19 protein-coding genes are annotated in these 25,191 nt (G+C 72.4%); 4 read left to right on the forward strand and 15 right to left on the reverse strand.

All coding sequences use genetic code 11. The annotated features are described in order from the left end of the window. Window positions 1-8: 8 nt before the first annotated feature. The 12 genes from ACIRB1_RS19970 to ACIRB1_RS20025 all read right to left on the reverse strand — a co-directional run bounded on the left by ACIRB1_RS19970 (window position 9) and on the right by ACIRB1_RS20025 (window position 18,379). A complete protein-coding gene (locus ACIRB1_RS19970) occupies window positions 9-1,397 on the reverse strand; it encodes an aldehyde dehydrogenase family protein (RefSeq protein WP_403466401.1) in 1,389 nt (462 codons plus the stop codon). Window positions 1,398-1,476: 79 nt separating this feature from the next. After that, window positions 1,477-1,992, reverse strand: coding sequence for a DUF3574 domain-containing protein (locus tag ACIRB1_RS19975; RefSeq protein ID WP_352180208.1), 516 nt, complete (start codon window positions 1,990-1,992; stop codon window positions 1,477-1,479). A 20-nt stretch (window positions 1,993-2,012) separates the two neighbouring features. Then, a complete protein-coding gene (locus tag ACIRB1_RS19980; RefSeq protein WP_352180207.1) occupies window positions 2,013-3,347 on the reverse strand; it encodes an ABC transporter ATP-binding protein in 1,335 nt (444 codons plus the stop codon). A gap of 174 nt (window positions 3,348-3,521) precedes the next feature. Continuing rightward, window positions 3,522-4,268 (reverse strand): class F sortase, encoded by a 747-nt coding sequence (locus ACIRB1_RS19985; protein WP_403466402.1) that lies wholly within the window; start codon window positions 4,266-4,268, stop codon window positions 3,522-3,524. A 630-nt stretch (window positions 4,269-4,898) separates the two neighbouring features. Further along, window positions 4,899-5,507, reverse strand: coding sequence for a hypothetical protein (locus tag ACIRB1_RS19990; RefSeq protein WP_403466403.1), 609 nt, complete (start codon window positions 5,505-5,507; stop codon window positions 4,899-4,901). A 112-nt stretch (window positions 5,508-5,619) separates the two neighbouring features. Beyond that, window positions 5,620-6,858: an MFS transporter gene (locus ACIRB1_RS19995; protein ID WP_403466404.1), complete on the reverse strand. Its 1,239-nt coding sequence runs from the start codon at window positions 6,856-6,858 to the stop codon at window positions 5,620-5,622. A gap of 23 nt (window positions 6,859-6,881) precedes the next feature. After that, window positions 6,882-8,285: a citrate:proton symporter gene (locus tag ACIRB1_RS20000; RefSeq protein ID WP_352180203.1), complete on the reverse strand. Its 1,404-nt coding sequence runs from the start codon at window positions 8,283-8,285 to the stop codon at window positions 6,882-6,884. A 122-nt stretch (window positions 8,286-8,407) separates the two neighbouring features. Beyond that, complete coding sequence (locus tag ACIRB1_RS20005) at window positions 8,408-10,648, reverse strand: molybdopterin oxidoreductase family protein (protein WP_403466405.1); 2,241 nt, start codon at window positions 10,646-10,648, stop codon at window positions 8,408-8,410. A gap of 148 nt (window positions 10,649-10,796) precedes the next feature. Then, window positions 10,797-16,226 (reverse strand): caspase family protein, encoded by a 5,430-nt coding sequence (locus tag ACIRB1_RS20010; RefSeq protein WP_403466406.1) that lies wholly within the window; start codon window positions 16,224-16,226, stop codon window positions 10,797-10,799. Then, window positions 16,207-17,067 (reverse strand): hypothetical protein, encoded by an 861-nt coding sequence (locus ACIRB1_RS20015; protein WP_403466407.1) that lies wholly within the window; start codon window positions 17,065-17,067, stop codon window positions 16,207-16,209. Before ACIRB1_RS20015 ends, ACIRB1_RS20010 begins: the two co-directional genes overlap by 20 nt. Before the next feature lie 66 nt (window positions 17,068-17,133). Further along, window positions 17,134-17,751 carry a TetR/AcrR family transcriptional regulator gene (locus ACIRB1_RS20020; protein WP_352180201.1) on the reverse strand — a complete coding sequence of 206 codons (618 nt, stop codon included), beginning with the start codon at window positions 17,749-17,751 and terminating at the stop codon, window positions 17,134-17,136. A 64-nt stretch (window positions 17,752-17,815) separates the two neighbouring features. Beyond that, window positions 17,816-18,379 (reverse strand): hypothetical protein, encoded by a 564-nt coding sequence (locus tag ACIRB1_RS20025; protein ID WP_352180200.1) that lies wholly within the window; start codon window positions 18,377-18,379, stop codon window positions 17,816-17,818. Between the two features lie 161 nt (window positions 18,380-18,540). Here ACIRB1_RS20025 and hmgA point away from each other — a divergent pair, with 161 nt between their 5' ends. The 4 genes from hmgA (at window position 18,541) to ACIRB1_RS20045 (ending at window position 23,154) form a co-directional block, all read left to right on the forward strand. Next, window positions 18,541-19,857: a homogentisate 1,2-dioxygenase gene (gene hmgA / locus ACIRB1_RS20030; RefSeq protein ID WP_403466408.1), complete on the forward strand. Its 1,317-nt coding sequence runs from the start codon at window positions 18,541-18,543 to the stop codon at window positions 19,855-19,857. Window positions 19,858-19,884: 27 nt separating this feature from the next. After that, a complete protein-coding gene (locus tag ACIRB1_RS20035) occupies window positions 19,885-20,631 on the forward strand; it encodes a GntR family transcriptional regulator (RefSeq protein WP_352180198.1) in 747 nt (248 codons plus the stop codon). A gap of 139 nt (window positions 20,632-20,770) precedes the next feature. Further along, window positions 20,771-21,937, forward strand: coding sequence for a type ISP restriction/modification enzyme (locus ACIRB1_RS20040; protein ID WP_403466409.1), 1,167 nt, complete (start codon window positions 20,771-20,773; stop codon window positions 21,935-21,937). A 20-nt stretch (window positions 21,938-21,957) separates the two neighbouring features. Beyond that, a complete protein-coding gene (locus tag ACIRB1_RS20045; protein WP_403466410.1) occupies window positions 21,958-23,154 on the forward strand; it encodes a CaiB/BaiF CoA transferase family protein in 1,197 nt (398 codons plus the stop codon). 42 nt (window positions 23,155-23,196) lie between these two features. On the opposite strand, the gene ACIRB1_RS20050 is transcribed toward ACIRB1_RS20045, so the two are convergent. From ACIRB1_RS20050 to ACIRB1_RS20060, 3 genes are all read right to left on the reverse strand, one after another. Further along, the gene (locus ACIRB1_RS20050) at window positions 23,197-23,463 is read right to left on the reverse strand and encodes a hypothetical protein (RefSeq protein WP_033286328.1); all 267 of its coding nucleotides are present in this window, start codon (window positions 23,461-23,463) and stop codon (window positions 23,197-23,199) included. 126 nt (window positions 23,464-23,589) lie between these two features. Next, window positions 23,590-24,429, reverse strand: coding sequence for an anti-sigma factor domain-containing protein (locus tag ACIRB1_RS20055; protein ID WP_403466411.1), 840 nt, complete (start codon window positions 24,427-24,429; stop codon window positions 23,590-23,592). Next, window positions 24,426-24,968 carry a sigma-70 family RNA polymerase sigma factor gene (locus ACIRB1_RS20060; protein ID WP_352180194.1) on the reverse strand — a complete coding sequence of 181 codons (543 nt, stop codon included), beginning with the start codon at window positions 24,966-24,968 and terminating at the stop codon, window positions 24,426-24,428. Before ACIRB1_RS20060 ends, ACIRB1_RS20055 begins: the two co-directional genes overlap by 4 nt. Between the last annotated feature and the right edge of the window lie 223 nt (window positions 24,969-25,191).

Raw genomic sequence — 25,191 nt, forward strand, 5'->3', positions numbered from 1 at the left:
TGAGGGGTCTAGAACTGAAGGGACTTGGTCTGGAGATACTCGGACAGCCCGTGCGCGCCGAGCTCCCGGCCCACCCCCGACTGCTTGTAACCCCCGAACGGGGCACGGGGGTTGAAGCGCCCGCCGTTGATGTCCACCTGCCCGGTCTCCAGCCGCCGTGCGAACGCGACCGCTTCGGCCTCCTCGCCCGCCCACACCGCGCCCGCGAGGCCGTAGACCGTGCCGTTGGCGATGCGGACGGCGTCGTCCTCGTCGTCGTAGCGGAGGATCGAGAGGACCGGGCCGAAGATCTCCTCCTGGGCGATCGTCATGTCCGGGGTGACGTCGGCGAAGACGGTCGGGCTGATGAAGTAGCCCTGCCCGGAGGGGGATTCGGGGCCGCCCGCCACCAGGCGCGCGCCCTCCGCGATGCCCTTCTCGATGTAACCGCGCACCCTCGCCCGCTGCTTGGCGTTGACGACCGGGCCGATGCGGGAGCCGTACTTGGCGGCGGCCGTCGCCGCCAGCTCCACCGCCTCGTCGTACTGGTCGCGGTGGACGAGCATGCGGGTCCAAGCGCTGCATGTCTGGCCGGAGTTGGACATCACGTTGGCGACGCCGACGTTGACGGCCTTGGCGAGGTCGGCGCTCGGGAGGATGACGTTGGCGGACTTGCCGCCCAGTTCCAGGGCGACCTTCTTGACCGCGGCACCCGCCGTCGCGCCGATCCGGCGGCCCACCGCCGTGGAGCCGGTGAAGGAGACCAGGTCGACGCCCGGGTGTTCCGCGAGGGCCTGTCCCGCGATCGGGCCGAGGCCCGTGACGAGGTTGAAGACACCGGCCGGGATGCCCGCCTCGTCGACCGCCTCGGCGAACAACTGGGCGGTGAGCGGGGTGTCTTCGGCGGGCTTGAGCACCACCGTGCAGCCCGCCGCGAGGGCCGGGGCGACCTTGGCGACGATCTGGTGGAGGGGGTAGTTCCAGGGGGTGATCGCGCCGACCACGCCGATCGGCTCCTGGTAGACCGTCGAGTTGCCGACCTTCTCCTCGAAGGCGTGGGACGCGGCGAGTTCGGCGTAGGAGCCCGCTACGGCGATCGGCACGCTCGCGTGGACGGCCTGCGAGAAGGCGAGCGGTGAGCCGAGTTCGGCGGTGACCGTCTCGGCGATCTCGTCCTTGCGGGCCGCCAACACGTCCCGCAGCGAGGCGAGTCGGGCGGCGCGTTCGGCGGGCGGGGTCGCGGCCCAGCCCGGGAGGGCGGCACGGGCGGCCCGTACGGCGGCGTCGACGTCGGCGGCGGTACCGGCCGGGACGCGGTCGATCACCTGCTCGTCGAGCGGGTTCACCACGTCGATGGTGTCCCCGCTCGCGGCGGGGCGCCAGGCGCCGTCGATGTACATGCCGTCGTGTGCCTTCATCGTGCTGCCTCCCGGGCGTGACTACGTCGTCCGCCTCACAAACTAGCGATGTTAGTTTTCCGGCGCCAGAGACCCCGGGTCACAGACCCGCGGAGACCTCGGAAGCCGCGGGGCGGGCACCTCGGAAGTCGACCCGGGTCCGGTCGTCCACCCGGGCCACCGCCTCCTGCCCGAAGGCCTTCTCGTAGGCCCGCCGGACCTCCTCGATCTTCCGGTCGTTCGCGCCCGCCGCCGACACCGGATACAGCAGGATCAGCTCGTACGACCGCTCCTTCTCGACCCGCCCGTTCGCGTCCCGCCACTGCCCGCGCCCCTCCTGCACGGTCAGCCCGTCCGGGAAGCCGGGCGTGACTTCCTTGTCGACGAAGTCAGCGAACTGCCGCTCGGTGACGGCCGGTCCGCCGTCCGGCCGCTCGGTGCCGAAGAAGAGCTGCGTCTCGATGTACGGCGTTCCGCGCGTCGGCGCGGGCGCGGTCCTGGGGTCGGGGCTCGCGTTCGCGGTGTCGAGGCTCGCGTAGGCGGTGGGGGCCGCGACCGCCAGGAGGAGGCCGGCGACGGCGAGGGCTGACCGGTTTCGGGTGAAGTGCACGTTCATGCGCCTATCCGTACCGGGCGTCACTCCTCCAGGTCGGGCAGCCGCGCCGGGGCCGGGGAGATCCGGTCGCCGTGCTGGTCGAAGACGAACAGGTGGTCGATGTCGACGAGCAGCGGAACCTGCATGCCGTACCGGAGTTCGATGTCGGGGGTGGTGCGCACGACGAGATCGCCGGGGAGGCGGCCCTCGGGCGGTACCGGGTCGGCCGCCGCCTCCACCGAGGGGTCCAGGGCCACCACGGGACCGGCGCGCAACGCTCCCGCGCGCTCCCGCAGCCGCCCGAGGACGCTGCCCTCGCGTCGGCGGCGGCGGACCGGGCGGACCGGACGCGGGGCCTCCAACTCCGGTACGACGGCGGGCCGGGAGCCGGTGTTGAAGTGGACGAGGACCTCGTGGCCCTGGAACTCGACGTGCTCGACGAGACCGCTGATCGCCACCTCGCCGGGGCGGGCGGCGGCGGGCTTGGCGATGCGCACGGCCTCGGAGCGCAGACCGACGATGACCTCACGGCCCTGCTGGACGCGGAGCAACTGGTGGTCCAGGCACAGGGGTTCGGGCAGCCGGAGGTACTGCTTGCCGAGGCTGATGGTCATCGCACCGTCCAACGGGGCCCGGACCAGGCCCCGGAGGAGGTTGATGCGCGGGGTGCCGATGAAGGCGGCGACGAAGACGTTGCGGGGCAGCGCGTACACCGAGCGCGGGGTGCCGACCTGCTGGAGGACGCCGCCGCGCAGCACGGCGACCCGGTCGCCGAGCGACATGGCCTCGGCCTGGTCGTGGGTGACGTAGACCGTGGTGACGCCCAACTTGCGGGTGAGGGCGGAGATTTCGGCGCGGAGGTGGTTGCGGAGTTTGGCGTCGAGGTTGGAGAGCGGCTCGTCCATGAGGAAGGCGGAGGGGTGTCGGGCGATGGCGCGGCCCATGGCGACGCGCTGGCGTTCGCCGCCGGAGAGCTGGCTGGGGAAGCGTTCCAGGAGGTCCTCGATGCCCAGCATGCGGGCGGTGGCGTCGACGCGGGCGCGCGGGTCCTCGCCGGGGGTCTCGATGCGCAGCGGGAAGCCGATGTTGTCGCGGCTGGTCATGCTCGGGTAGAGGGCGAAGTTCTGGAACACCATCGCCATGTCCCGGTCGGAGGGGGCGAGTTCGTTGGCCAGCTCGCCGTCGAGCCGCAACTCGCCCTCGGTGATCTGCTCCAGGCCCGCGATCATCCTCAGCACGGTCGACTTGCCGCACCCGGACGGCCCGAGCAGGACGAGGAACTCCCCCGGCGCGATGTCCAGCGACATCCGGTCGACCACGCGGACGCCTCGCGTGTAGGCCTTGCTGACGTCGTGCAGGGAGATGGCGCGTGTCATGACGAGTGCCCCCGGGGGCTCACTTGGGCGACGGTGCTCCGCGATCCGGACACCTCGCACGGGCCGTACGAGGCTTGTGAGTCACGGAAGCTAACGGAATGTGCGCGCACGGGGGAAGAGACCGGACGGGATCGGGCGGGTCGGTCCGGGTGGTGAGAAAACGGACGATCGCGTTCAGTGGGAGCGGCCGGGTTCGCGGACCGCGGTGAGGTGGGCGAACACGACGGTGTTGCCCGAGTAGCCGGTCCGGTGGTCGAAACTGCCGCCGCAGGTGATGAGACGGAGTTCGGGCCGGCCGCGGGCGCCGTAGACCTCCCGGTCGGGGAAGTGCGCCTTCTCGTACGTCCGTACCGCGTCGACCGTGTACACGGCGGTCCGGCCATCGGCGCGGCGGGCCTCGATCAGGCGGCCGGGCTTCAGTTGGCCGAGGCCCGCGAAGACGGCGGGGCCGGTCATGGTGTCGAGGTGTCCGACGGCGACGGCGGTGCCCTGCTCGCCCGGCGTGGGCCCGTCCGCGTACCAGCCCACCCGCTTCGGATCGTCGTCCGGCGGCGCGGACATACGCCGTTCACGCCCGAGCCGGAGCGGGATGACCGGCGCGTCGACCCCGAGGTAGGGGATGACGAGCCCGGTCGCACGGGAGCGCGGGAGGGGCCGGGGTGGCGGCGCGGGGCGCGCCGGGGGCGACCGCCGCCCACCACGCCCGTCCACACGGTCACCCACGGCCGGGGGCGCCGACCGGGCCGGACGGGAGGCGCCCGCACCCGAGGCAGCGGACCGCCCCGAGCCGGAGTCCCCCGCGTCCGCCCCGGAGGCACCCGCCGGCGACGCCACCACCCGGGCGGAACCGGAGGGGTCCGCACCCCCGGCACACCGGGCACCGCCGGCCATCACCACGACGGCCAGCAGAAAGGTCCGCACGAGCCGGTAGGCACGCCTCCGATACCAGGGCCGCCGACGCCGCACCACCCGGGTGGCGCGGCGGACCGATGTCGCGCGGGGGTCGACGCGGCCCGCCGTCCGACGCGGGGCAGGACGACCCGATGCCCCAGGCAGGGCGGCCCGCCCGGACGCCTCGCGGGAGGCGCCACCACCCCGTGTCCCGCGGGGAGCACTGCCGCCCGAGGTCCGGCGCGCAGCGGGACCGGCCGATGCCCCCCGGGCAACGGTGCGGCCGAGCGTCCCGCGCGGCGTGGTGCGGCCCGGGGTCCCGGAAGGGACAGTACGTCCCGACACCTCACGGGTGGGGGTGCCGGCCGAAGGCCCACGGGTGGCGGTGCGGCCGAGCGTCCCGCGCGGGGTGGTGCGGGCCGGGGTCCCGGAGGAGGCAGTACGGCCCGACACCTCACGGGTGGGGGTGCCGGCCGACGGCCCACGGGAGGCGGTGCCGCCCGCACAGCCGCCGGCAGCGGTCCGGTCCGACGCCTCGCGGGAGGCGGTGGCGGGCGGTGTGGTGTGTTCGGTCGGGTGTGGCGCCTGGTGTGGGTGGGCGGTGTCGGGGCCCCGCGCCCGGGTGGGGCGCGGGGCGGCGCTGGAGTTCATCGCATCCGCTCAGGACGCGCCATGGGGACGGCGGCGCCGGAACCAGACCACCCCGCCGACCGCCGCCAGACCCACTCCCGCGGCGCCCGCGAGCGGGGTCAGGGCCGCTTCGCGGGCCAGCCCGCCGCCACCGGCGGGCGGACCGCCGTTCGGGCCGCCCGGTCCGCCGCCGGGACCACCCGTGGTGCCTCCGCCGGGCGTTGTCGGGCAGTCGACCTTGAAGACCTTGTGCTTGCCCGCACCGTGCTCGCCGGTGAAGGTCCAGGTCAGCTTGTACATGCCGTTGGGCAGTGTCGCGATGGGCATGGTGTGGCCGGTGCCGGCCTTGGTCGCGATCGTGATCGAGCCGGAGCGGGTCGCGCCGCCCGGGATCGACGGCTGGGTCTCGATGGACCAGGTGACCTGCTGGCCCCTGTCGAAGTTGAAGGCGTCGAGGTAGAAGTCGCAGACCTTCGGCTGGTTGCGCTGGTCGGTGAAGGCCGTGCCCACCTCGTGGATCTTGACGTCTCCGTTGTCGCCGGGGGCGGCGACGGCGACGGGCGCTCCGAGGCCGACGGTCGCCGCGGCGGCGAGAACCGTCCAGGCGGCGGCTCTACGGGGCAGGAATGAGGTCGGCATGAACAGCCCTCCGAATCAGGTGATTATCGTACGAATTGCTCTGTGACCTGATTCCCTTTCACATTCGACGGGCCGAACGCACGCGCATCGCCGTACGGACCGTCAGATACCTCTAGATATCGCCCTTCCGGCTCAAGGACGACCCCCGGCGCCGAACCGCCTCGGGTGCCGTCGTCTCCCGGGCGGCTCCGCCCCTCGACCGCAGCGCGACCCCCGCCGAGAGCACCAGCAGCGCGCCGAGCATCACGAACGGCGCGGCCACGCCCGCGACTCCGGCGACGAGGCCCGCACCGGCGGGCGCGGCGACCTGGCCGAGGCGGTTGCCGGTGAGCCGCAGGGCGAGGGCGGTGGAGCGGGCGCCGTCGGGGGCGGCCTGTACGACCGTGGTCATGGAGAGGGGCTGGCCGACGCCCAGGCAGAAGCCCAGGATCGTGAGCATCAGGCCGATGGCCCACACCGGCAGCGGCAGGGCGATACCCGCGCACAGGACGCCCGCCAGCAGGCAGGTCGCGGTCAACAGGGCCGCCCTGCCGAGGAGTTGGAGCAGCGGGGTCAGGACCAGCCGGCAGGCGATGGTGGCCGCCGCGCGGATGCTGAGCAGGACGCCGATCACGGAGGGCGCGATGCCCCGGTGTTCGCCGACCACCGGGAGGTAGGCGGTGAGGATGTCGGTCGCGGAGAGCACGGAGAGGCTGATGAAGATGCCCGCGGGGACGCCCCGGGCACCCAGGATGCTCCGCATGGGCACCGGATCGCCCTGCTCGGTACGGGACTTGACGGCCGTACGGTCCTCGATGCGCCAGAGGGATGTGAAGGAGACGGCGGCGCCCGCGCCCGCGACGAGGAGGGCGCGGGCGCTGGTGCCGGCCATGTCGGAGCCGCCGATCAGGGCGCCCGCGGCGATCGGACCGATGAGCTGGCCGAGGGAGGCGCCGATGGTGAAGTGGCCGAAGTTGCGGTCCTGTTCGTGCGGGGCGGACTGGCGGGCGACCAGCGACTGGGCGCCGATCACGAAGCAGAGATGGCCGAGGCCCATCACTCCGCTCCACATGGCCATCGTCCAGAGGGAGCCCGCGAGTCCGCTCAGGGCGCAGCCGCCGGAGATGAGGATCACGCCGACGGGCAGCAGGGGCGCGCAGCGGCCGTGGTCGGTGCGGCGGCCGAGCGGTACGGCGGCGAAGAGCGGGAGCAGTGCGTACACGCCCGCGATGACGCCGATGGCCCGCTCGTCGGCGCCGAGTGCGAGGGCCCGGTAGGAGACGGCGGGGCGGGCCATCGACACCGCCCCCTGCGTGAAGCTGAAGGCGATGACGAGGCGGAGCAGCCAGCCGCGGTTCCTGCCGGGCGTCATGGTGAAGTCCCTTGTGCCGTGGGTCAGATGATGCCGAAGAGGATTCCTGCCCCGAGCACCACCAGTGATGTCAGGGCGGCCCACTTGACGACGAACCGGGTGTGGTCGCCGAACTCGACCTTGGCCATGCCGACCAGGACGTACACGGCGGGCACCAGCGGGCTGGACATGTGCAGGGGCTGGCCGACGAGGGAGGCGCGGGCGATCTCCAGGGTCGAGACACCGTGGGCGTTCCCGGCCTCGGCGAGCACCGGGAGGATGCCGAAGTAGAAGCCGTCGTTCGACATGAAGTACGTGAGCGGGATGCTGAGCACGCCGGTGACGAAGGCCATGTGCGGGCCCATGCCGTCGGGGATGTTGTCGACCAGCCAGGTCGCCATGTGGTCGACCATGCCGGTGCCCTGGAGGACTCCGGTGAAGACGGCGGCGGCGAAGACCATGCCGGAGACGTTGAGGACGTTCTCGGCGTGGGCGCCGAGGCGGGCCTTCTGGTCGGGCATGTGGGGGAAGTTGACGGTCAGGGCGAGGGCGGCGCCGAGCAGGAAGAGGACCGGGATCGGCAGCCACTCCATGATCATGGCGGTGAGCAGGGTGACCGTGAGCAGCGCGTTGAACCAGTACAGCTTGGGGCGCAGGGTGGGCCTGTTGGGGTCGAGGCCCTGGAACCCCTCGTCCTCGTCGGGGAGTTCGGCGTCCGCGTCCGCGCCGGAGCCCGAACCGCCGGTTCGGGCCCGCCTGTTGCCGTCGCCGCCGGCTCCCACGAGCACCGTCTCGGTCTGCGGCTCCTCGACGAGCACCTCGTCCAGCGTCAGCACGCCGAGCCGCTTGCGCTCGCGGCGGCCGAGGACGTAGGAGAGGACGAGGACGGCCAGCATGCCGACGGCGAGGGCCGGGATCATCGGGACGAAGATGTCGCTGGCGCTGACCTTGAGGGCGGTCGCGGCGCGGGCGGTGGGCCCGCCCCAAGGGAGCGTGTTCATCACGCCGTTGGCCATCGCGGCGACGCCGGTCATCACGACCAGGCTCATCTTGAGGCGTTTGTACAGCGGGTACATCGCCGAGACCGTGATCATGAAGGTGGTCGAGCCGTCGCCGTCCAGGGAGACGATCGCGGCGAGGACCGCCGTACCGACGACGATGCGCAGCGGGTCCGCCTTGCAGAACTTGAGGATTCCCCGCACGATCGGGTCGAAGAGACCCACGTCGATCATCACGCCGAAGTAGACGATCGCGAACATGAGCATCGCCGCGGTGGGCGCGAGGCTGGTGACGCCGTCGATGACGTAGTCGCCGAGCTTGGCGCCCTTTCCGACGAAGACGCAGAACAGGGCGGGTATCAGTACGAGCGCCGCGATCGGCGACATCTTCTTCAGCATGATCAGGACCAGGAAGGTCGCGATCATGGTGAACCCGAGGATGGTCAGCATGAGTGGAACACCTAACGTTCGCCTTTGAACTCCCACCAGGGACGGCGGTCCGACGACGTTAGGTCGCGCAAAGCGCTGTTAACAAGATGTTGACGCGCGAGCAATAAGCGCAAAACTCCAGGTCACAGCGGTGCGGTGAGGGCGGCGACCTCCACGGGCACGCCGTTGAGCACCGCGTTGCCCGACAGCGGGTCGAGCTGACTGCCGTCCAGCAGCTGGTTCACGTTGACACCCGGATCGGTGGCCGCGTGGCTGAGCCGGGTGCCGGGACGGTCGTGTCCCCACCCGTGCGGAAGGCTCACGACCCCGCGCCGCAGCGCGTCGGTGATCTCGGCGGGGGCGGTCACCTCTCCTCCGGCGCCTTTGATCCGGACCGGCGCTCCGTCGGCAACGCCGAGGCGTTCCGCGTCCTCGGGGTGGATGTGCAGGGTGCAGCGGTTGGTGCCGCCGGTGAGGGCGGGCACGTTGTGCATCCAGCTGTTGTTGGAGCGCAGATGCCGGCGGCCGACGAGCACGAGTCCCTCGGCGCGCTCGCTCATCGCCTGCCGGAGCCGGGGCAGGTCGTCGAGGATCGGCTGGGGCAGGAGTTCGACCTTGCCGCTACGGGTCTTGAGCGGCTGCGGGAGGCGGGAGGCGAGCGGGCCGAGGTCGATGCCGTGCGGATGCGCGAGCAGTTGCTGGAGGGTGAGCCCGTCGGGCCGTACGCCGAAGCCGTCGCCGTAGGGGCCGAGGCGCAGCATCATGTCGAGCCGTCGCTCGGGGCCGGTGTCGCCGGTGAGCCGGGCGGCGAGCTCGCCCGCGTCACGGCCGTGGACGGGCGAGTCGGGGTCCGTGACGGCCTTCCCCAGGGTCTGGTCGATGACCATCGTGTCCACGGCGGCGGGGTCGGTACCGTGCATGCCGCTCGCGGCGAGGATCAGCCGGGCCAGGATCTCGGTCTCGGCCATCCGGCCGGGCTCCAGGGGGATCGCGGGGCGGGTGTAGCGGACCTGGTTGCGGACGGCGAGGGTGTTGAACGCGAAGTCGTGGTGCGGGCTCTGGGACGGCGGGGGCGGCGGCAGCACCACGTCGGCGTGGCGGGCGGTCTCGTTGAGGTACGGGTCGACGCTCACCATGAAGTCCAGTGAGCCGAGGGCCTTGTCGAGGCGGGCGCCGTCCGGTGCGGAGAGCACGGGGTTGGCGGCGACGGCGATCAGCGCGCGGATCGGTTCGCCCTCGGCGGTCGCGGTGTCGATCTCCTCGGCGAGCGCGGAGAGCGGCAACTCGCCCTTGGCCTCAGGGTATTGGCTCACCCGCGAGCGCCAGCGCCCGAGCGCGAACCCGCGGCCGGGTCCGGCGGGCCGGGGTGCCCGGTCGGTGGCGGCCTGCGGGAAGAGGGCGCCGCCGGGACGGTCGAGGTTGCCGGTGAGGATGTTGAGGACGTCGACGAGCCAGCTGGCCAGGGTGCCGTGCGGGACGGTGCAGCTGCCGATACGGCCGTAGACGGCGGCGGTCGGGGCGGCGGCGAGTTCGCGGGCGAGGGCGCGGATCTCGTCGGCGGTGACGTCACAGGCGCCACTCACGGCCTCCGGGGTGAAGTCCCGTACGGCGGCTCGGAGTTCATCCACCCCCTGCACATGTGGGGCCAACTCGCCCAGCCGCACGAGGTGTTCGTCGAAGAGGACGTGGGTCATCGCCGCGAGCAGCAGGGCGTCGCCGCCGGGGCGGACCGCGATGTGGCGGTCGGCGAGCTTGGCGGTGCGGGTGCGGCGCGGGTCGATCACGGTGAGGGTGCCGCCGCGGGCCTTGAGGGCTTTCAGCTTGCCGGGGAAGTCGGGCGCGGTGCACAGACTCCCGTTGGACTCAAGGGGGTTGGCGCCGATGAGGAGCAGATGGTCGGTGTGGTCGAGGTCCGGGACCGGGATCGCGTTGGCGTCGCCGAAGAGCAGGCCGCAGGAGACGTGTTTGGGCATCTGGTCGACCGTGGACGCGGTGAAGACGCTGCGGGTGCCGAGGGCGCCGAGCAGGACGGACGGGTAGAGGGCACCCGCCATGGTGTGCACGTTGGGGTTGCCGAGGACGACACCGACGGCGTGCGGGCCGTACCGCTCGACGACCGGGCGCAGGCCGGCCGCGACCGCGTCGAACGCCTCGTCCCAGGTGGCCTCGCGCAGCTCGCCGTCCTTGCGGACGAGCGGGGTGCGCAGCCGGTCGGGGTCGCTGTCGACGGCACCGAAGGAGGCGCCCTTGGGGCAGATGAACCCCCGGCTGAACACATCGTCGTGATCACCCCGGGCGCCGGTGACCCGGGTGCCCTCGATGGTGAGCGTCAGCCCACAGGTGGCTTCGCACAGGGGGCAGATACGCGGGGCGGTGCGGGACACGGGGCCTCCCAGGGCTTCGTCGCCTCTTGGCGGCGAGCATACCGAGCGGTATGCGGGGTGGCGAGGGGGGGTGGGGGGTGGGGTCGTGAATCCGCGGGGCGCGAGGCTGCGAATCCGCTGCGGGGTGTGCCTCCGGGCGCGGCCCTCGTCAGTCGAAGAGGATCAGGCCGTTGCGGGTGCCGACGACCAGTTCACCTCGGGGGCCAGCCGTGAGGGCGGTGCACGGGGAGGGCAGTTCGACCGCGTGGCGGACCTCGCCGGTGCGGGTGCCCACGACGAGGAGATCGGTGTTTCCCGCCACGGCGTAGGTGTCCCCTCCTGGAAGCAGGGCGGCGTGATCGGCGAACACCTGCCCCTCGTGCTGGTGGACGGTGTCCGGTTCGCGGGCGGCCCGGCGGTGCGGGAGGCGGCGGCGCGACGGCGCACGGTGCCGGGCAGGATGGCCCTCCGCCAGGAAGAGGGGGCGAAGGGTCTCCCAGCGGATGATTCGGGTGCGGTACCGCCCGATGAGCAGCAGTTCGTCGCCGTCCGGCGCGTGCAGGGCGAAGGCGTCCACGAGGTCGTCGTCGGGCAACCACAGCGCGGCCCAACGGGCGGTCGTGGTGTCGAGGACGCGGAGCACGTCGTCCAGGAACGGCAGGAGGACCAGCACCCTGCCCGCGCAGCGGACCGCGCGGGCGTCCACGAACGCCGTGCGGTCGTCGCCCGGCGCGGAACAGGGCAGGTCGAGGAGCGGCCCCGCAGCGACGTCGTGGACGGAGAGCCGCCCGCGCGTGGAGCCGCCGGATGCGTCGAACTCCCCCTCGTCCCAGAGGGCGAGCGACAGCAGGGACTGCGCTCCCGCCCCGTCGGGCAGTACGGCCAGACGCACGGCGTCATGGTGGTGGGGTGCGGGGGTGAACAGCGGCAGGCCTGTCGAGCGGACCGGGTCGCCGGTGCCGAAGTCCCAGTACTGAAGGAGACCGTTCTCGCCGCGCGCGAACAGCACGGGCCGTACGTCGCGGCCGGGTGAACGCCATGCCACGGCGGCCAGTTGGGCCGCGTCACCCTGGCCGACCGGGTTCAGGCGGCGCAACGGTGTGCCCCGCGCGCCGTCCCACGCCCGGAGGGAGCCGTCGCTCCCTGCGGCCGCCACGGCGAGTCCGTCGGCGAGGGGTACGGCCGCGACGGCGGTCACCGACCGCACCCGGTCGACCGCTTCCGTGACCTTCCGACCGTCCGGCGTGTCCCGCACCAGCCACACGTCGCCGCTGTCGTCGCCGCACAGGAGCCCGGCGCCGGTGGCGTGCAGCGAGCCGCCGGGCTGCGGCATCCGGCGCTCCCACCCGTCGCCGTAGGAGACGAGCCGGGTGTCGGCGCCATAGCCGACGAGGCCGGTCTCGGTGTAGGCCAGCGCGCTCACGGGGCCCTGGTGCGCGCGGCGGACCGGGGTCAAGGGGCGACAGGTGGGCAGCGACCACTCGCGCACCGTGCCGTCGGTGCCACCGACGGCCAGGCGTCCGGAGCCGTCGGGGGCCAGGGCGAGGGCGGCGGTCCACACCGGGGTGGCGGGGAGCGGGCCGTAGCCGAACATGCGGGCCGCGCCCACGTCCCAGCAGGCGATACGGCCGGAGTCGGTGCCGACGACGAGGACGTCCCGGTCGCGGACGCGTCCCGTGGCCAGCGTGGTGACGATGTCGGGGACGGTGAACTCCTGTTCCGCGACCGGCAGCCCGTCCCGCAGGACGAGGACAGTGACGCGTCCGCCGTGCTCGCCGGTGACGACGTAGTCGCGGCCGTCGGAGGTGCGGCCGGTCGTGGCGCAGGCGATCAGCGGCACCTGCCAGGGACTCCGGTCGGGTGCCGGGCGGCGCCACAGTTCGTGCGGGCGGGCCAGGTCCCAGCAGCGGATCGCATGGTCCTCGCCGACGCTGACGACGGCGGGGCGGCCCGAGGGGCCGCGGATCTCCCCCAGGGCGAGGACGCGTCGCTGGTGTGCGGTGACGTGCACGGAGTCGGCCGCGTCAGGGGTGGGCCAGAACCGGATGTTCCCGTCCGAGCCGCCCACGCAGACCGTACCGTCCACCGCGCAGACTGTGGAGGCGGCGTGGTCGAAGACCTGGCCGCCGACCCGGTCACCGGTCACCAGGTCGTACACCTGGAGTCCGTGCGCGTAGCCCTGCACGGAGACACAGGCCGTCGGCCCGAGGGAGAACACCTCCAGGCGCAGGGAGCTGCCTCGCTCGATGCGCAGCGGCAGGCCGACCGGGCGGCCGCTGTCGAGGTCCACACGGTGCAGTTGTCCGCCGACGGTCGCCACGGCGACGATCCACTGCCGTCCGACCCGGCGCACGCCGAGGGCGACGACGGCGGAGTCGGCCGCCAGAAGGGTGCGAACGGGCCTGCCCCGGGCCAGGGAGGACAGCCGGACGGTGCGGTCCGTGCCGGCGGTGACGACGAGCCTGCCGTGCGGATGGTCGGCCACCAGGTCGACGTGGGTGACGGAGCCGTCATGACCGGTGGCCGTCTCCGCCTCGAACTCCCCGGTGCCAGGGGCGAATTGGGTGACACGTCCGTCCACGTGGCCGAACAGGACCCGCATCTCGTCCAGTCCTGCGGGAGCCGCGCACGAGGTGACACGGGTGCCGGTGTCCTCCGGGGTCAGGGTCAGGTCGAGCTCGGACGCGAGCAGGTCGGCACGCTCCTCCCATCTCTCGGCCTGCCCGCGCCACAGTGACCGGCGCTGGCGGCGGGTGAGGGGCGGGTAGCGCCGCGCGGAGCCGAGCCGGTGGACGAGGATCCGACCGCGTGGGAGGAGCAGTACGGCGCCGAGCGGCTCACCGTCCGCTCCGGCCAACAGGACGAGTTGCTCGGCCAGTTCGGGGGCGTGCCAGAGGTTGGGCTGTTCGAAGTCGGGCTTGGGGTGGAGCATCCAGGTCCGGAGCTCCGTGCCCCGCCAGAAGTGGAGCACGCGCGACTGATGTTGCGGCGCCACGAGCTCGGCCCCGAGCGTGATGTGCGCGTCGAACCACAACGCGGCGGCAGCGCCGGGCAGTTGGGGCACAGCGGTCAGGGTGTGGCCGTAGTGCCACACCGTCCGCTGGCTCGCCTGCCGAGTCCCGCCGTCGCGCAGGTCCTGCCAGCGCGAACCGAACCGGGCGGCAAGATCGAGGTACCAGGCGCCGCGGTCGTCGGGGACGACGAGTCCGTCCGTGAGCCCGCTCGACATGCCCTCGTAGCGCCGCGCCCCCTCGTGCGGACTCCAGGCGGCCCAGCGCGCCCGCCAGAGTAGTTCGCCCTCCGCCGTGTCGCAGGAGTCGGCCAGTGCGGTGGCCTTCCGGCACACGGCCGCGAGCCGCAGCCGGGCCCGTGCCTCGGGGTCGGCGCCACCGCCCTCGCGCTTCCGCAGCACATCCGCGAGGTCCCGTACCGCCTGCCCGGCGCGCCGTCCCTCCGCCGTGCGCAGTCGGGGCAGGGCGGCGATCAACTGGCCCGGTTCCGCGCCGAGTACGAACTCCGCGTCCTGCACCAGCGGGTCCAACACCGCGCCTTCGGCCGCATGCAGGGCCAAGTAGCGTCGGACGTAGGGGTGTTCGACGTCCTTCAGCGCCTCGGTCACGGTGCGCTGGACGGTCTCGGTGTCGCTGCCCTCCCGCAGGTACTCGATCAGCGCCCGGTGGTAGACGCGGTACACGGAGCCGCCGCGATCGATGCCCTCGACGACGTACGAGCCGGCCGCCTTGCGCAGCCACACGATGTCGTCGTCGCGGTAGTCCCGGCCCGTCAGCGCGGAGGCGAGCCGGGGCCACACACTCGCCCAGGGCAGGCCCGCGCCCTGGGCGTAGGCGAGCGGGAGAAGGAGGTCGCGGGCCCGACTGGCCAGCGGGCCGAGCTGCTGGGTCAGGTCCCGCTCCATCGCCTCGCCGGGCAGCCGCGGGAGTTCCTCACGCCAACGCTGGTCGTACGGGTCCGGCGGGCGCGGTTCGCGGGCGATGGTGCGGGCGGTGATACGGGCCACCAGGAAGGAGCGGCCCGCGGCTTCGGCGACGGCCTCGGCGATCGCGTCCACCAGGTGCGGCGGAGCGGTGACCAGGACCGAGCCGGGGGTACAGAGCAGCTTGCGGGTGTAGGCGCGGATGGCGTCCGGGTCGCCGTAGCGCTCGGAGTCGAGGTCGATGCGGGGCGCGGCGGCGGGCAGCCGGGCGGCGATGTGCGGGCGGCAGCCGATCAGCAGGCGCAGCGGGAGGCGGCGCTCCGGGTCGGTGAGCGGGGCGAGGAGTTCCTCGACGCTCTCATGCGGGGCGAGGGCCTCGTCGAGGGAGTCGACGAGCACCACCAGGGGTCTCGTCCGGGTCTGGAGGTGGGCGGTGAGCGCGCCGAGGGACTCCGCCGCGCAGCCCGTCGCCGCGGCCAGGGCGTCGAGGAGTTGCCGGGTGGAGAGATGGCTCGCGTTGATGCGTTCGTCGACGTCGCCGGGGCGGGGCAGGACGGACGGGAGTCCGGTGCGCGGGACAGCGGCGGCGCGTTCTCCGTCTGTGAGGACGGCGACCATGCCGAGCAGCGAGGACTTGCCGGACCCGGGATCGCCGGTGACCACGCACAGGCGCTCGTCGATGCGGCGCGGGTCGAGCCAGGTGGTGAGGTCACCGAGGGCCACGTGCCGGCCGGTGAAGTCCCAGACCGCCTCGGTGGGTATGTCGGTGCCGCGCGCGCGGGGCAGGAAGAAGCCGCGCATGTCCTGTTCGCGCGCGTCGCGTTCGCGCGCCCCGAGGGCGACGATCCGGTCGATCTCCTCCAGGCGCAGGCCGGCGGAGTCGGGCAGGTGGCGGTGATTGGGGAGGAAAGCGGGGATGTCTCCGGTGGCGTGGGTGATGGACCACAAGGGGCGCTGCGCGGGCGGGACTTGGGGGTCGCTCTGGATCGCGGACATGACCTCGGCGAGGCTGATGTGCGCGGGTGCGTGTCCCACGGTGGCCCGGCCGCGCACGGCACGGTCGAAGGCCGACGACAGTGCGCCGGTGTACGACTCCTCCTTGCGGCGGGAGGAGGAGACGACAACCAGTCCGGTGGATCCGTGGTCGGTGACCTGGTCCCGGAACCGACGGGCCTCCAGGGCGGCGCGCAGCGCGCGGTCGGCGCCCTCCTCGGCGTAGCAGGCGTCGATCAGGACGAGCAGCCGCTCGATGGCGGTGCCGTCCCAGAGCCGGGCGACGAGGTCCTCGGTGGGCAGCGCGGTGCCGTACAGGTCGCGAGCGTCGCTGTCGTGCAGGAGCAGGTAGTGGCGTCCGCTCCCCTCGTCGGTGACTCCGTGCGCGGCGAGGTAGAGGACGACGTAGTCGTCGGGGCGGCGGGCCGGGTCGGTGGCGAAGGCGCGCAGGGAGTCCTTCAGCTCCGCGCCTGTCGGGTTGAGGCCGCAGGCGACGCCTCTGCGGTAGCCGAGTTCATTGAGGAAGAGGTCGTCCATCCGCCGTACGTCGTCGGCGAGTTCCGCTCGTTCCGCCTCGGGGTGGGCGCGTACGTCGGTGACGGCGGCGGTGATCAGGAACCGGCGGGCGGCACGCTCTCCGGGGTCCGCCGGCTCAGCCGGCTTCGCACGCATCCGCCACCGCCCGGCCCGCCTCCGCCGTGTTCAGGTAGCGCGTGGCGTCGTGGGCCCTTGCTCCGTTGTGCACCATCTGACAACGGACCCGTTCGCCGAAGAGCGGTCGCAGGTCCTTCACAAGCGCTACGACATCGCCCTCGTCGGCGAGGTTCGTCCACTGCTCGACGGCGCCCGGCCAGTTACCTGACTTGTCGCCACCTCCTGTGTGCAGCCGGTCGAAGACGAGGTTGCGGATGCCGAGCGGGGAGCCAAGGGTGAGCAGGGCGCGCACCGGCCACTCGAGGTGGGCGCACAGCGCTTCGTAGGCCACTACGCTGCCGAGGGAGTGGCCGACGACGATCCGCGTCCGGTCGGTCACGACGTCGGCGACCCGCTGCTGGACGGCGGCGCGCAGGTCCGGGTCGCACAGGTAGGCGCGGACCTGCCGGAGGTCGAGGACGAGGCCGCGCAGGGCGATCCCCGCGAAGAAGCGTGAGCGGCTGAGGGAGTTGAGGGCGCGCTGCACCGCGTGCGGAGTCCGGGCCAGGGTGCGGGCGTCGGGTGCGAGTACCGTCTCGTCCGTGCGGGCCGCCTCATGCCACCAGGCCAGGAGCAGCTCCGTCTCGAAGCCGTCTGCCACATCGGAGGCGTCCAGGGGCGGATCGTTGAAGGTGAGGGTGCGGCCGGGCGGGCGGAACAGGTCGCCGTAGAAGACGCATTGGACGTCGGAGGCGTCCAGCGCGAACCGCGCTTCGGCGCGGATCAGTCCGTCACTCAGCGCAGGATGCCAGGAGCCGTGCAACTCCCGCTCCCCGGTGTGCTGTTGTCCAATCCCGTGAACGCAGACCACTCGAGCCACAGCGTCCCCCCATGCCCGACCCAAGGATGCGATCACCTTAGCAACGAGAGTGCGCGCGAGCCCCGCTCAGTCCAACACCCGCGCCAGATAAGCCCGCAACAGCTCCCGCGTCTCCCCGATGACCTTCTCGTCGCCCTCCGGTGCGACCCGGAACGCGAGGTGGACGAGGGCGTCGGCGGTTTCCACGGCGATCAGGAAGGTGCGGCGGAGGTCGTCGTCCGGGTCGCGGGCGAGGTAGCCGGAGAGGAGGTCGGTGAGGCGGTCGGCGACGCGGCGGTTGGGTTCGGCGTGGCCCGAGCCGATGGGGATCTGGTTGCCGAAGTCGACGAGGGAGAAGCCGGGCGCCGTGCGCTTCATCGCGAGGTACTCGTCCAGGACGGCGTCCACCGCGGCCCGCCAGCCCTCCGCGCCGGTCTCCTCGAGGCGCTCGGTGACCCGCTCCGTGTACCGCTCCAGGTTCCGCTGGGCCAGGGCGTCGGCCATCGCGCGCTTGTTCCCGAAGAAGCGGTAGACCGAGCCGATGGGGACACCGGCGCGCAGGGCGACGGCCCGGGTGCTCAGCGCGTCGTAGCCGACCTCGTCGAGGAGGTCGGCGCAGGCGTCGAGAATCCTGGTCAGCCGTTCGGCGCTGCGCCGCTGCACGGGCGCACGCCGGAGCGATGTCGTGTCGGGCACGGGCTTCATGATGCCTTTCCGCCGTGATCAGGAGAAGCGCGAACCTGAGTACGGAACTGGCTGTCCCTTGCACTCATTTCTCCCCCTGCGCCGGTGTGGGGTGGGGGACCTTGCTGCCGTCGGGGGTGGCCTGGTCCGCCGATGCCGTGATGTCGGCCGTGCTCTGCACCGGTTTGCCGTGGACGGCCCATACCGTGCCGTCGTCGGCGTAGAGGCGCGCGGTGACGTGGTGGGTGCCGTGCGGGACGAGGCCGGCGGCCAGGTGGTACTCGGGGACGCGGAGGCGCGCGACGGTGCGGCCGTCCACGAGGAGGCGGACGGTGCCGCGCCCGGCGACGGCCCGTGGCCGCACGCCGGCCGGGGAGAAACGGAAGTCGTGGACGGTCAGCCGGACGTCCCAGCTGTTGTCGGCGGCGTCGGGCGCCACCTCGATCCCGACCTCGGGGGCGTCGCTCCCGCCGACCTCGCGGTAGTGCCGGCCCTGCTCGTCCGTGTTCTCCAGGACCTTTCCCACCGGCGACGGGGACGCCCCGCCACCCTTCCCTTTGTGGGCGTCACCGGAGACGCAGCCCGCCGATCCGGCCAGCAGCAGGGCACAGACCGCGAGCGCGGTGAGGAGTGCGCGCGACCACGACATGCGGGGGAGAGTAGAACACCGGTCCGACAGCCGGATCCCCCCAGAGGTGGGTTCTTGGTCTCCGTGAGTCGGATTTTCGGCCGCTCACTCCCCTTCCCCTTGCGTCCGCGAAACCGCAATCCTACGGTGTTGCATAGGAACCAGCTGGCTAGGGAGCAGGCATGAGCGGGGACGCGCGCAAGACGGCCGAGGGACTGACCCACCTCACCGGTTTCGGCAACGAACACAGCTCGGAGGCCGTGCCGGGCGCCCTGCCGGAGGGCCGCAACGCGCCGCAGCGCGCACCGCTGGGTCTCTACGCCGAGCAGCTCAGCGGTACGGCGTTCACCGAGCCGAGGGCGCACAACCGGCGCTCGTGGCTGTACCGCATCCGCCCCTCGGCCGCGCACCCCGCGTTCACCCGCGCCGACAACGGCCGGATCCGTACGGCGCCCTTCACGGAGTCGGTCCCCGACCCGAACCGCCTGCGCTGGAACCCGCTCCCCGCCCCCGCGCCCGGCACCGACTTCCTGGCCGGCCTGTGGACCCTGGGCGGCAACGGCGACGCGACCCAGCGCACCGGCATGGCCGTGCACCTCTACCACGCCGACTCCTCGATGGACCGGGTCTTCAGCGACGCGGACGGCGAGCTGCTGATCGTCCCGGAGCGCGGCGGGCTGCTGCTGCGCACGGAGTTCGGGCTCCTCCATGTGGAGCCGGGACATGTGGCGTTGATCCCTCGTGGGGTGCGCTTCCGTGTGGAGCTGCTGGATGCTTCAGCCCGCGGATATGTGTGCGAGAACTATGGGGCGCCCTTCCAGCTCCCCGACCTCGGCCCGATCGGCGCCAACGGCCTCGCCAACGCACGGGACTTCCGCGCCCCGGTCGCCGCGTACGAGGACGTCGAGGGACCGGTCGAGGTGGTGAACAAGTTCTGCGGCAACCTCTGGACCGCGACCTACGACCACTCCCCCCTCGACGTGGTCGCCTGGCACGGCAACCATGTGCCGTACGCCTATGACCTGCGCCGGTTCAATGTGCTCGGCTCCATCTCCTACGACCACCCCGACCCGTCGATCTTCACCGTGCTGACGTCCCCGTCGGACACCCCGGGCCTGGCCGGTGTGGACTTCGTGGTCTTCGCGCCGCGCTGGCTGGTGGGCGAGGACACGTTCCGGCCGCCGTACTTCCACCGGAACGTGATGAGCGAGTACATGGGCCTGATCGAGGGCGCCTACGACGCGAAGGCGGAGGGGTTCGTGCCGGGCGGCGGCTCGCTGCACAACATGATGTCGGCGCACGGGCCGGACCGGGAGACCTTCGACCGCGCGAGCGCGGCGGAACTGCGTCCGCAGAAGATCGACGACGGGCTGGCGTTCATGTTCGAGACCCGGTGGCCGGTGACGGCGACCGCGCAGGCGGCCCGGGCCGAACACCTCCAGCAGGACTACGACGGTGTGTGGCAGGGCCTGCAACGGCACTTCCGCCCCTTGCCCTGACGATCCCCGACCGGTACGGATGGCCCCGTGACCTCCTTCGCCCCGGACTCGATCGTCCTGAACCGCAAGCTGCCGCTCTGGTACCAGGTGTCGCAGTCCCTGCGCGCCTCGATACTCGGCCGCTCGCCCCGGGACCCGCTGCGGCTGCCCACGGAGGAACAGCTCGCGGTGCACTACGGCGTCAGCGTGCTCACCATGCGGCAGGCGCTGAAGGAGCTTGAGGACGAGGGGCTGATCACCAGGCACCGCCGCCGGGGCACGTTCATCGAGCCGGACGTCCAGCGGGCCACGCCGGTACGGCTGTTGGGCTCGGTGGACGCGATCGTCGCCCAGCAGTCCGGCATGACCACGGAACTCCTGGACCACGGCAGGGCGCCGGTGCCGCCCGAACTCGCCGAGCACTTCCCGGACCTGCCCGAGGTGGCGACGTACCACCGCCTCCGCAGCGACGAGAAGACCGGCGAGCCGACGAACCACGCCCGCAACCACATCCGCCCCGAACTCGCCGCCCGCCTCGACCTCGACGACCTCATCCGCTGGCCGATGACCAAGGTGCTGCGGGACGTCGTCGGCGCGGACATCAGCCGCATCACGGACACGGTGGAGGCCCGCCTCGCCGACCCGGAGACCGCCCGCCTCCTCCAGGTCCCGCTCCTCAGCCCGATCCTGCACTACACGGGCATCACCTACGACGCACAGGGCAGGGTCCTGGACGTGGCAGTCATCCATTACCGGGGCGACCGTTTCTCCTTCTCGGTCACCCTCGACGCGTGAACGCTCCGCCGGTTGGCCGGCCCTCCGTATCGGGTCCGTCGGGGCCGGTCGCGCCCACGCGGCGGAGCCGCACCTTGATACCCCCTCCCGCCCCTGTGGGGCACTACGCCCACTCCTGCCGCCGTAGGCAGGTCGTACGATGCCCAGCGTGACGCACGACGACGCTCCGCTGCTCGCGGACCTGATGCCGTGGTCCGTCGCACCGATCCGGCTCGGCCGGGGGTGGCCGACGGCACCCGACGCGGCAACCCTGAAAGCCCGCTGGGACGCCCTGCTGAAGGCCGAAGTCCCCGACCGGGAAACGCTGTTCGAGCCGACGCGCTCACGCACCCTGCACTCGGCGGTGTCCCAGCTGCCGGGCCAGTCCAGCGGCACGGAGAAGCTGATCCGCGCCACGGGCCCCGCCCCGCAACCGGTCCGCGTCCTGCACGCCCCGTTCGACGAGCAGTGGCTGATCCCGGACCACCGCCTCATCGACATGGCACGGCCGGAGCTGTGGCGGGTGGCGGACGAGCAGCAGATCTTCGTGGTCGAGACACCGGTCGCCCCCGGCGCCTCCGGCCCGTTCCTGCTCGCGTCCTCGGCCCTCCCCCTGCTCCGCCCCGGCCGCGTCCGCCCCCTCTACCGCCGCCCCGGAGCCGAGGAACCCAACCTGGCGCCGGGCCTGTCGGACCACCTGGCCACCCACCTCGGCCACTCCCCCACCCCGGCGGACGTCCTCGCCTGGTCGGTGACGACGGCCCGCCCCGGCCCCACGGTCCCTCTCACCCGTGACCCGGAACTCTGGTCACGGGGCGTCGAGTTGGGCCACCGTGTCCTCCGGCTGATGCGCCGCGACGGCGACCGCCCCAAACTCCCCGGCGGCCGACGTCCCTACGTCCGCGCCCCGCTGCCGACCCTCCCCCTCACCCTCCACTACGACCGCGACGAGGAGACCCTCCACCTCGACGAGGGACGCATCTCCCCGGTACCGCCCGAGTCCTGGGACTTCGAGGTGAGCGGAGTACGCGTACTGGAACAGTGGTTCGCGTCCCGCACGGCAGAGGCGGAACCCGGCACCCTGACGGCCATCCGCCCACCGACCTGGCAGCAGACGTGGACGTCGGAACTCCTCGAACTGATCACAGTGCTGGCACTGCTGGCGGAACTCCGTCCACAACAGGAGGAGTTGGAGGTGACCGACCGGATCACGGCGGCGGAGCTGCGCAGGGCGGGCGTCCTCCCGGCACCGGAGTGGACCCGGCACCCGGCATCGGTCCTCGACCACCACGAAGAAGGCCCCGAGGGCCAGTACGCGCTGCTCTAGAGAACAAGGCGATCCCCTGCATGGAGTCCCAGCCCCTCCCCCTGGACGGCATCACCGTCGTAGCCGTGGAACAAGCCGTGGCCGCCCCCTTCGCCACCCGTCAACTCGCCGACCTCGGCGCCCGGGTGATCAAGGTGGAGCGGATCGACGGAGGTGATTTCGCGCGGGGGTACGACAGCGCGGCGGGCGGGATGGCCTCGCACTTCGTGTGGTGCAACCGGGGCAAGGAGTCGATCGCGCTCGATTTGAAGGATTCACGCGGGGTCGATGTCGTACGTCAACTCATCGCCGGTGCGGACGTGTTCGTGCAGAATCTCGCGCACGGGGCCGCCGCCCGGCTCGGGCTCGACGCGGCCACCCTGTGTGCGGCGCATCCCCGGCTGGTCGCCGTGGACATCTCCGGGTACGGGCCGAGCGGTCCGTACGCCGGCAAACGGGCCTACGACATGCTCGTGCAGTGCGAGGCGGGACTGGTGTCGGTGACCGGGACGCCGGGGCAGCCGGTGAAGGCCGGGATTCCGGCCGCCGACATCGCGGCGGCCATGTACGCCTTCTCCGGAGTGCTCGCGGCGCTCGTGCGCCGGGGTGCGAGCGGGCGCGGCGGGCCCGTCGAGGTGTCGATGCTGGACGCGCTGGCGGAGTGGATGGGGCATCCTCTGCATCACGCGATGCACGGGGGAACTTCCCCGGCGCGCACGGGACTTGCGCACGCCGTCATCGCGCCCTACGACGCCTATCCCACGGCGGACGGCGGCAAGGTGCTGCTGTCGGTGCAGAACGACCGGGAGTGGCGGCGCCTGGCCGAACAGGTCATCCGGCGACCGGAGTTGGGGACCGACCCCGACTTCGCCACCAACTCCGCGCGGGTCGCGAACCGGAAACGCACCGACGCCCTCGTCGGCGAGGCGCTGGGTGGGCTCGATGCCGACGAGGCCGTGGAGCTGCTGGAGCGCGCGGGCGTGGCCTGCGCGCGCCTCAGGGACGTACAACAGCTGGCGGAGCACCCGCAGTTGGCGGCCCGGGAGCGGTGGCGGGAAGTGGGTTCGCCGGTCGGGCCGTTGCGGGCGCTGCTGCCGCCGATCACCTTGCCGGGCGGAGGCGAGGCACGGATGGGTGACGTGCCCGCCCTCGGGGAGCACACCGAGGCGCTGCTGCGTGCCGTGGGGATGGCGGGCGTGGAGATCGCAGCACTGCGCCGGGACGGTGTGGTGGCCTGAGCGCGGGCCCCCGGGAACTCCCCGGGGGCGCCGAGGACTTGCTCAGCGCCCGCCGAAGAGCGAACGGCGCAGCCTGCGCAGAGGCGCGAAGAGCTTGACGCGGCTCACTCGCGTACCTGTCGCACTGCGTTCCTGCGTGGTGTCACGCGATGTCAGTTCGCGCATCAGTGAGGTCGCCTCCGCCGTTTCCCGTTGCGGGACGACGGGGCCGCCCAGCACCGAGAGATGGCGGTCGAGGCGCGAACTCGTCGCGCTGCTCCCGCACGTGATCGCAGGGACCCTTGCCCTGCTGCGCACTATCTGTTCCATGTCACTCCCCACCCGTACGAGTCCACCCGGCCCGGGCAGGGTAACCCTATCGCCCCAACCGGGCACTCGTGTATCGCGGTCACAGGATTCACCTTCCCCGTAAGGGTGTTGACGACCCCTCCGTGATTACTCTCCGAATCCGACCGATTTCAGGGCGAGTTGGACAACTGGCTGAGTTGTGGGCTGCGCTGAGCCTCCGTCGGGCTCGACGGTCACTGCGAGTGATGTTGCAGACTTGTCGAGTCCGGTGGCCACCAAGGGCGTGTCGTCCTTGAAGAGCCCGAGGGAGCGCGGTTGCACATCGGGGCGCATCAGCCACAGCTGGTGCACGCGCCCGCTCGGCAACGCGCCGTATCCGCTCAGGGTGACGACCGCGCGCCCCTCCGACGCGGAGGCGATCACGCCGAGGCTCCGGCCCGCGGTGTCCGCGCCGGTGGTCGCGCGGGCGTCGGGAGCTGCGAGAACGTGGGCGATCTCACGTGCCTGCGCCTGCTCGGCGGTCAGTTTGTCCTGGGTCTGGTTGGCCTGGACGGCGAACAGCGAGGCCACGACGAGCGCGGCGGCGGCCGTCGCGGTGGCGAACGGCACGAAGAACGGCCGCCGTTGGGGTGCGCGGGCGCGCGAGGCCTGCGGCTCCGTACCCCACACATGCGCCGGCAGCCGGGGCGTGTACTCCCGCGCCCGCGGTTCGCGCACGTGTTCGCGCAGCGGCCCGGGTTCCTGCGGAGTCTGCCGTACGGCGGCCAGCACCCGGTCGCGCATGGCCGGCGGCGGCTGCGCGGCCGTGGACCAGGCCAGCCGGACCGCGTCCTCGGTCAGCGCGCTGACCTCCTCGGCGCAGCGGTCGCAGCCCCTGAGATGTTTCTCGAACTGGCGTCGCTCACCGGCTTCGAGGGCGTCCAGGGCGTAGGGGGCCGCGAGCGAGTGGACATCCCCCCGGCCGAACAGTCGGGCGAGGACACTCATGCGGCACCTCCCAGGCAGTCGCGCAGCCGGGTGAGTCCGTCACGCATGCGGGTCTTGACCGTACCCAGCGGCAGCGAGAGCCGCTCGGCCACTTCACGGTACGTATAGCCGTCGTAATAGGCGAGAGTGACGGACTGGCGCTGGAGGGCCGTGAGCCGGTCCAGGCAGCGGCGCACCAACTGCCGTTCCAGGCCCGCCTCGACCTCCTCGGTCACCTGGTCGAAGGCGGGGTGGTGGGAGCGGCGGGCCTCGCGCTGCTCGCGGTCGACGGCCGCGCGGGCGCTGCGCACCCGGTCGACGGCCCTGCGGTGGGCGAGGGTGAGGACCCAGGACAGGGCGCTGCCTCGGCCGGGGTCGAAGCGGGCGGCGGACCGCCACATCTCCAGCAGCACCTCCTGTGCCACCTCCTCGGACTGCGCCGGGTCGCGCACCACCCGGCGCACAAGACCGAACACCGGCCCGGACACCAGTCCGTACAGCTCTTCGAAGGCCCGCTGATCCCCTGCCGCAACCTGCACCAGGAGCTCGTCAGCCGCCACCCGTCCCCCACTCTTCGACCGCACGCGGCCCATCCCCTCATCACATCCCGTCACATGAGGCATTCGCAGCGAGCGCCTCTACGGATGGGTTACGGATCAGCGCGCCCAAAACGCGGGTCAGGGGACGGATTGGAGGGCGCCAGAAAAAACTTTTCGGGTTTGACCAATCCGCCCCGGCACGTGCTCCGAATCTCCGGGCGTCAGGCAAGTTGGCACTGAGGAC

The sequence above is a fragment of the Streptomyces sp. NPDC096013 genome, assembly GCF_044763565.1.
Taxonomy (GTDB): Bacteria; Actinomycetota; Actinomycetes; order Streptomycetales; family Streptomycetaceae; genus Streptomyces.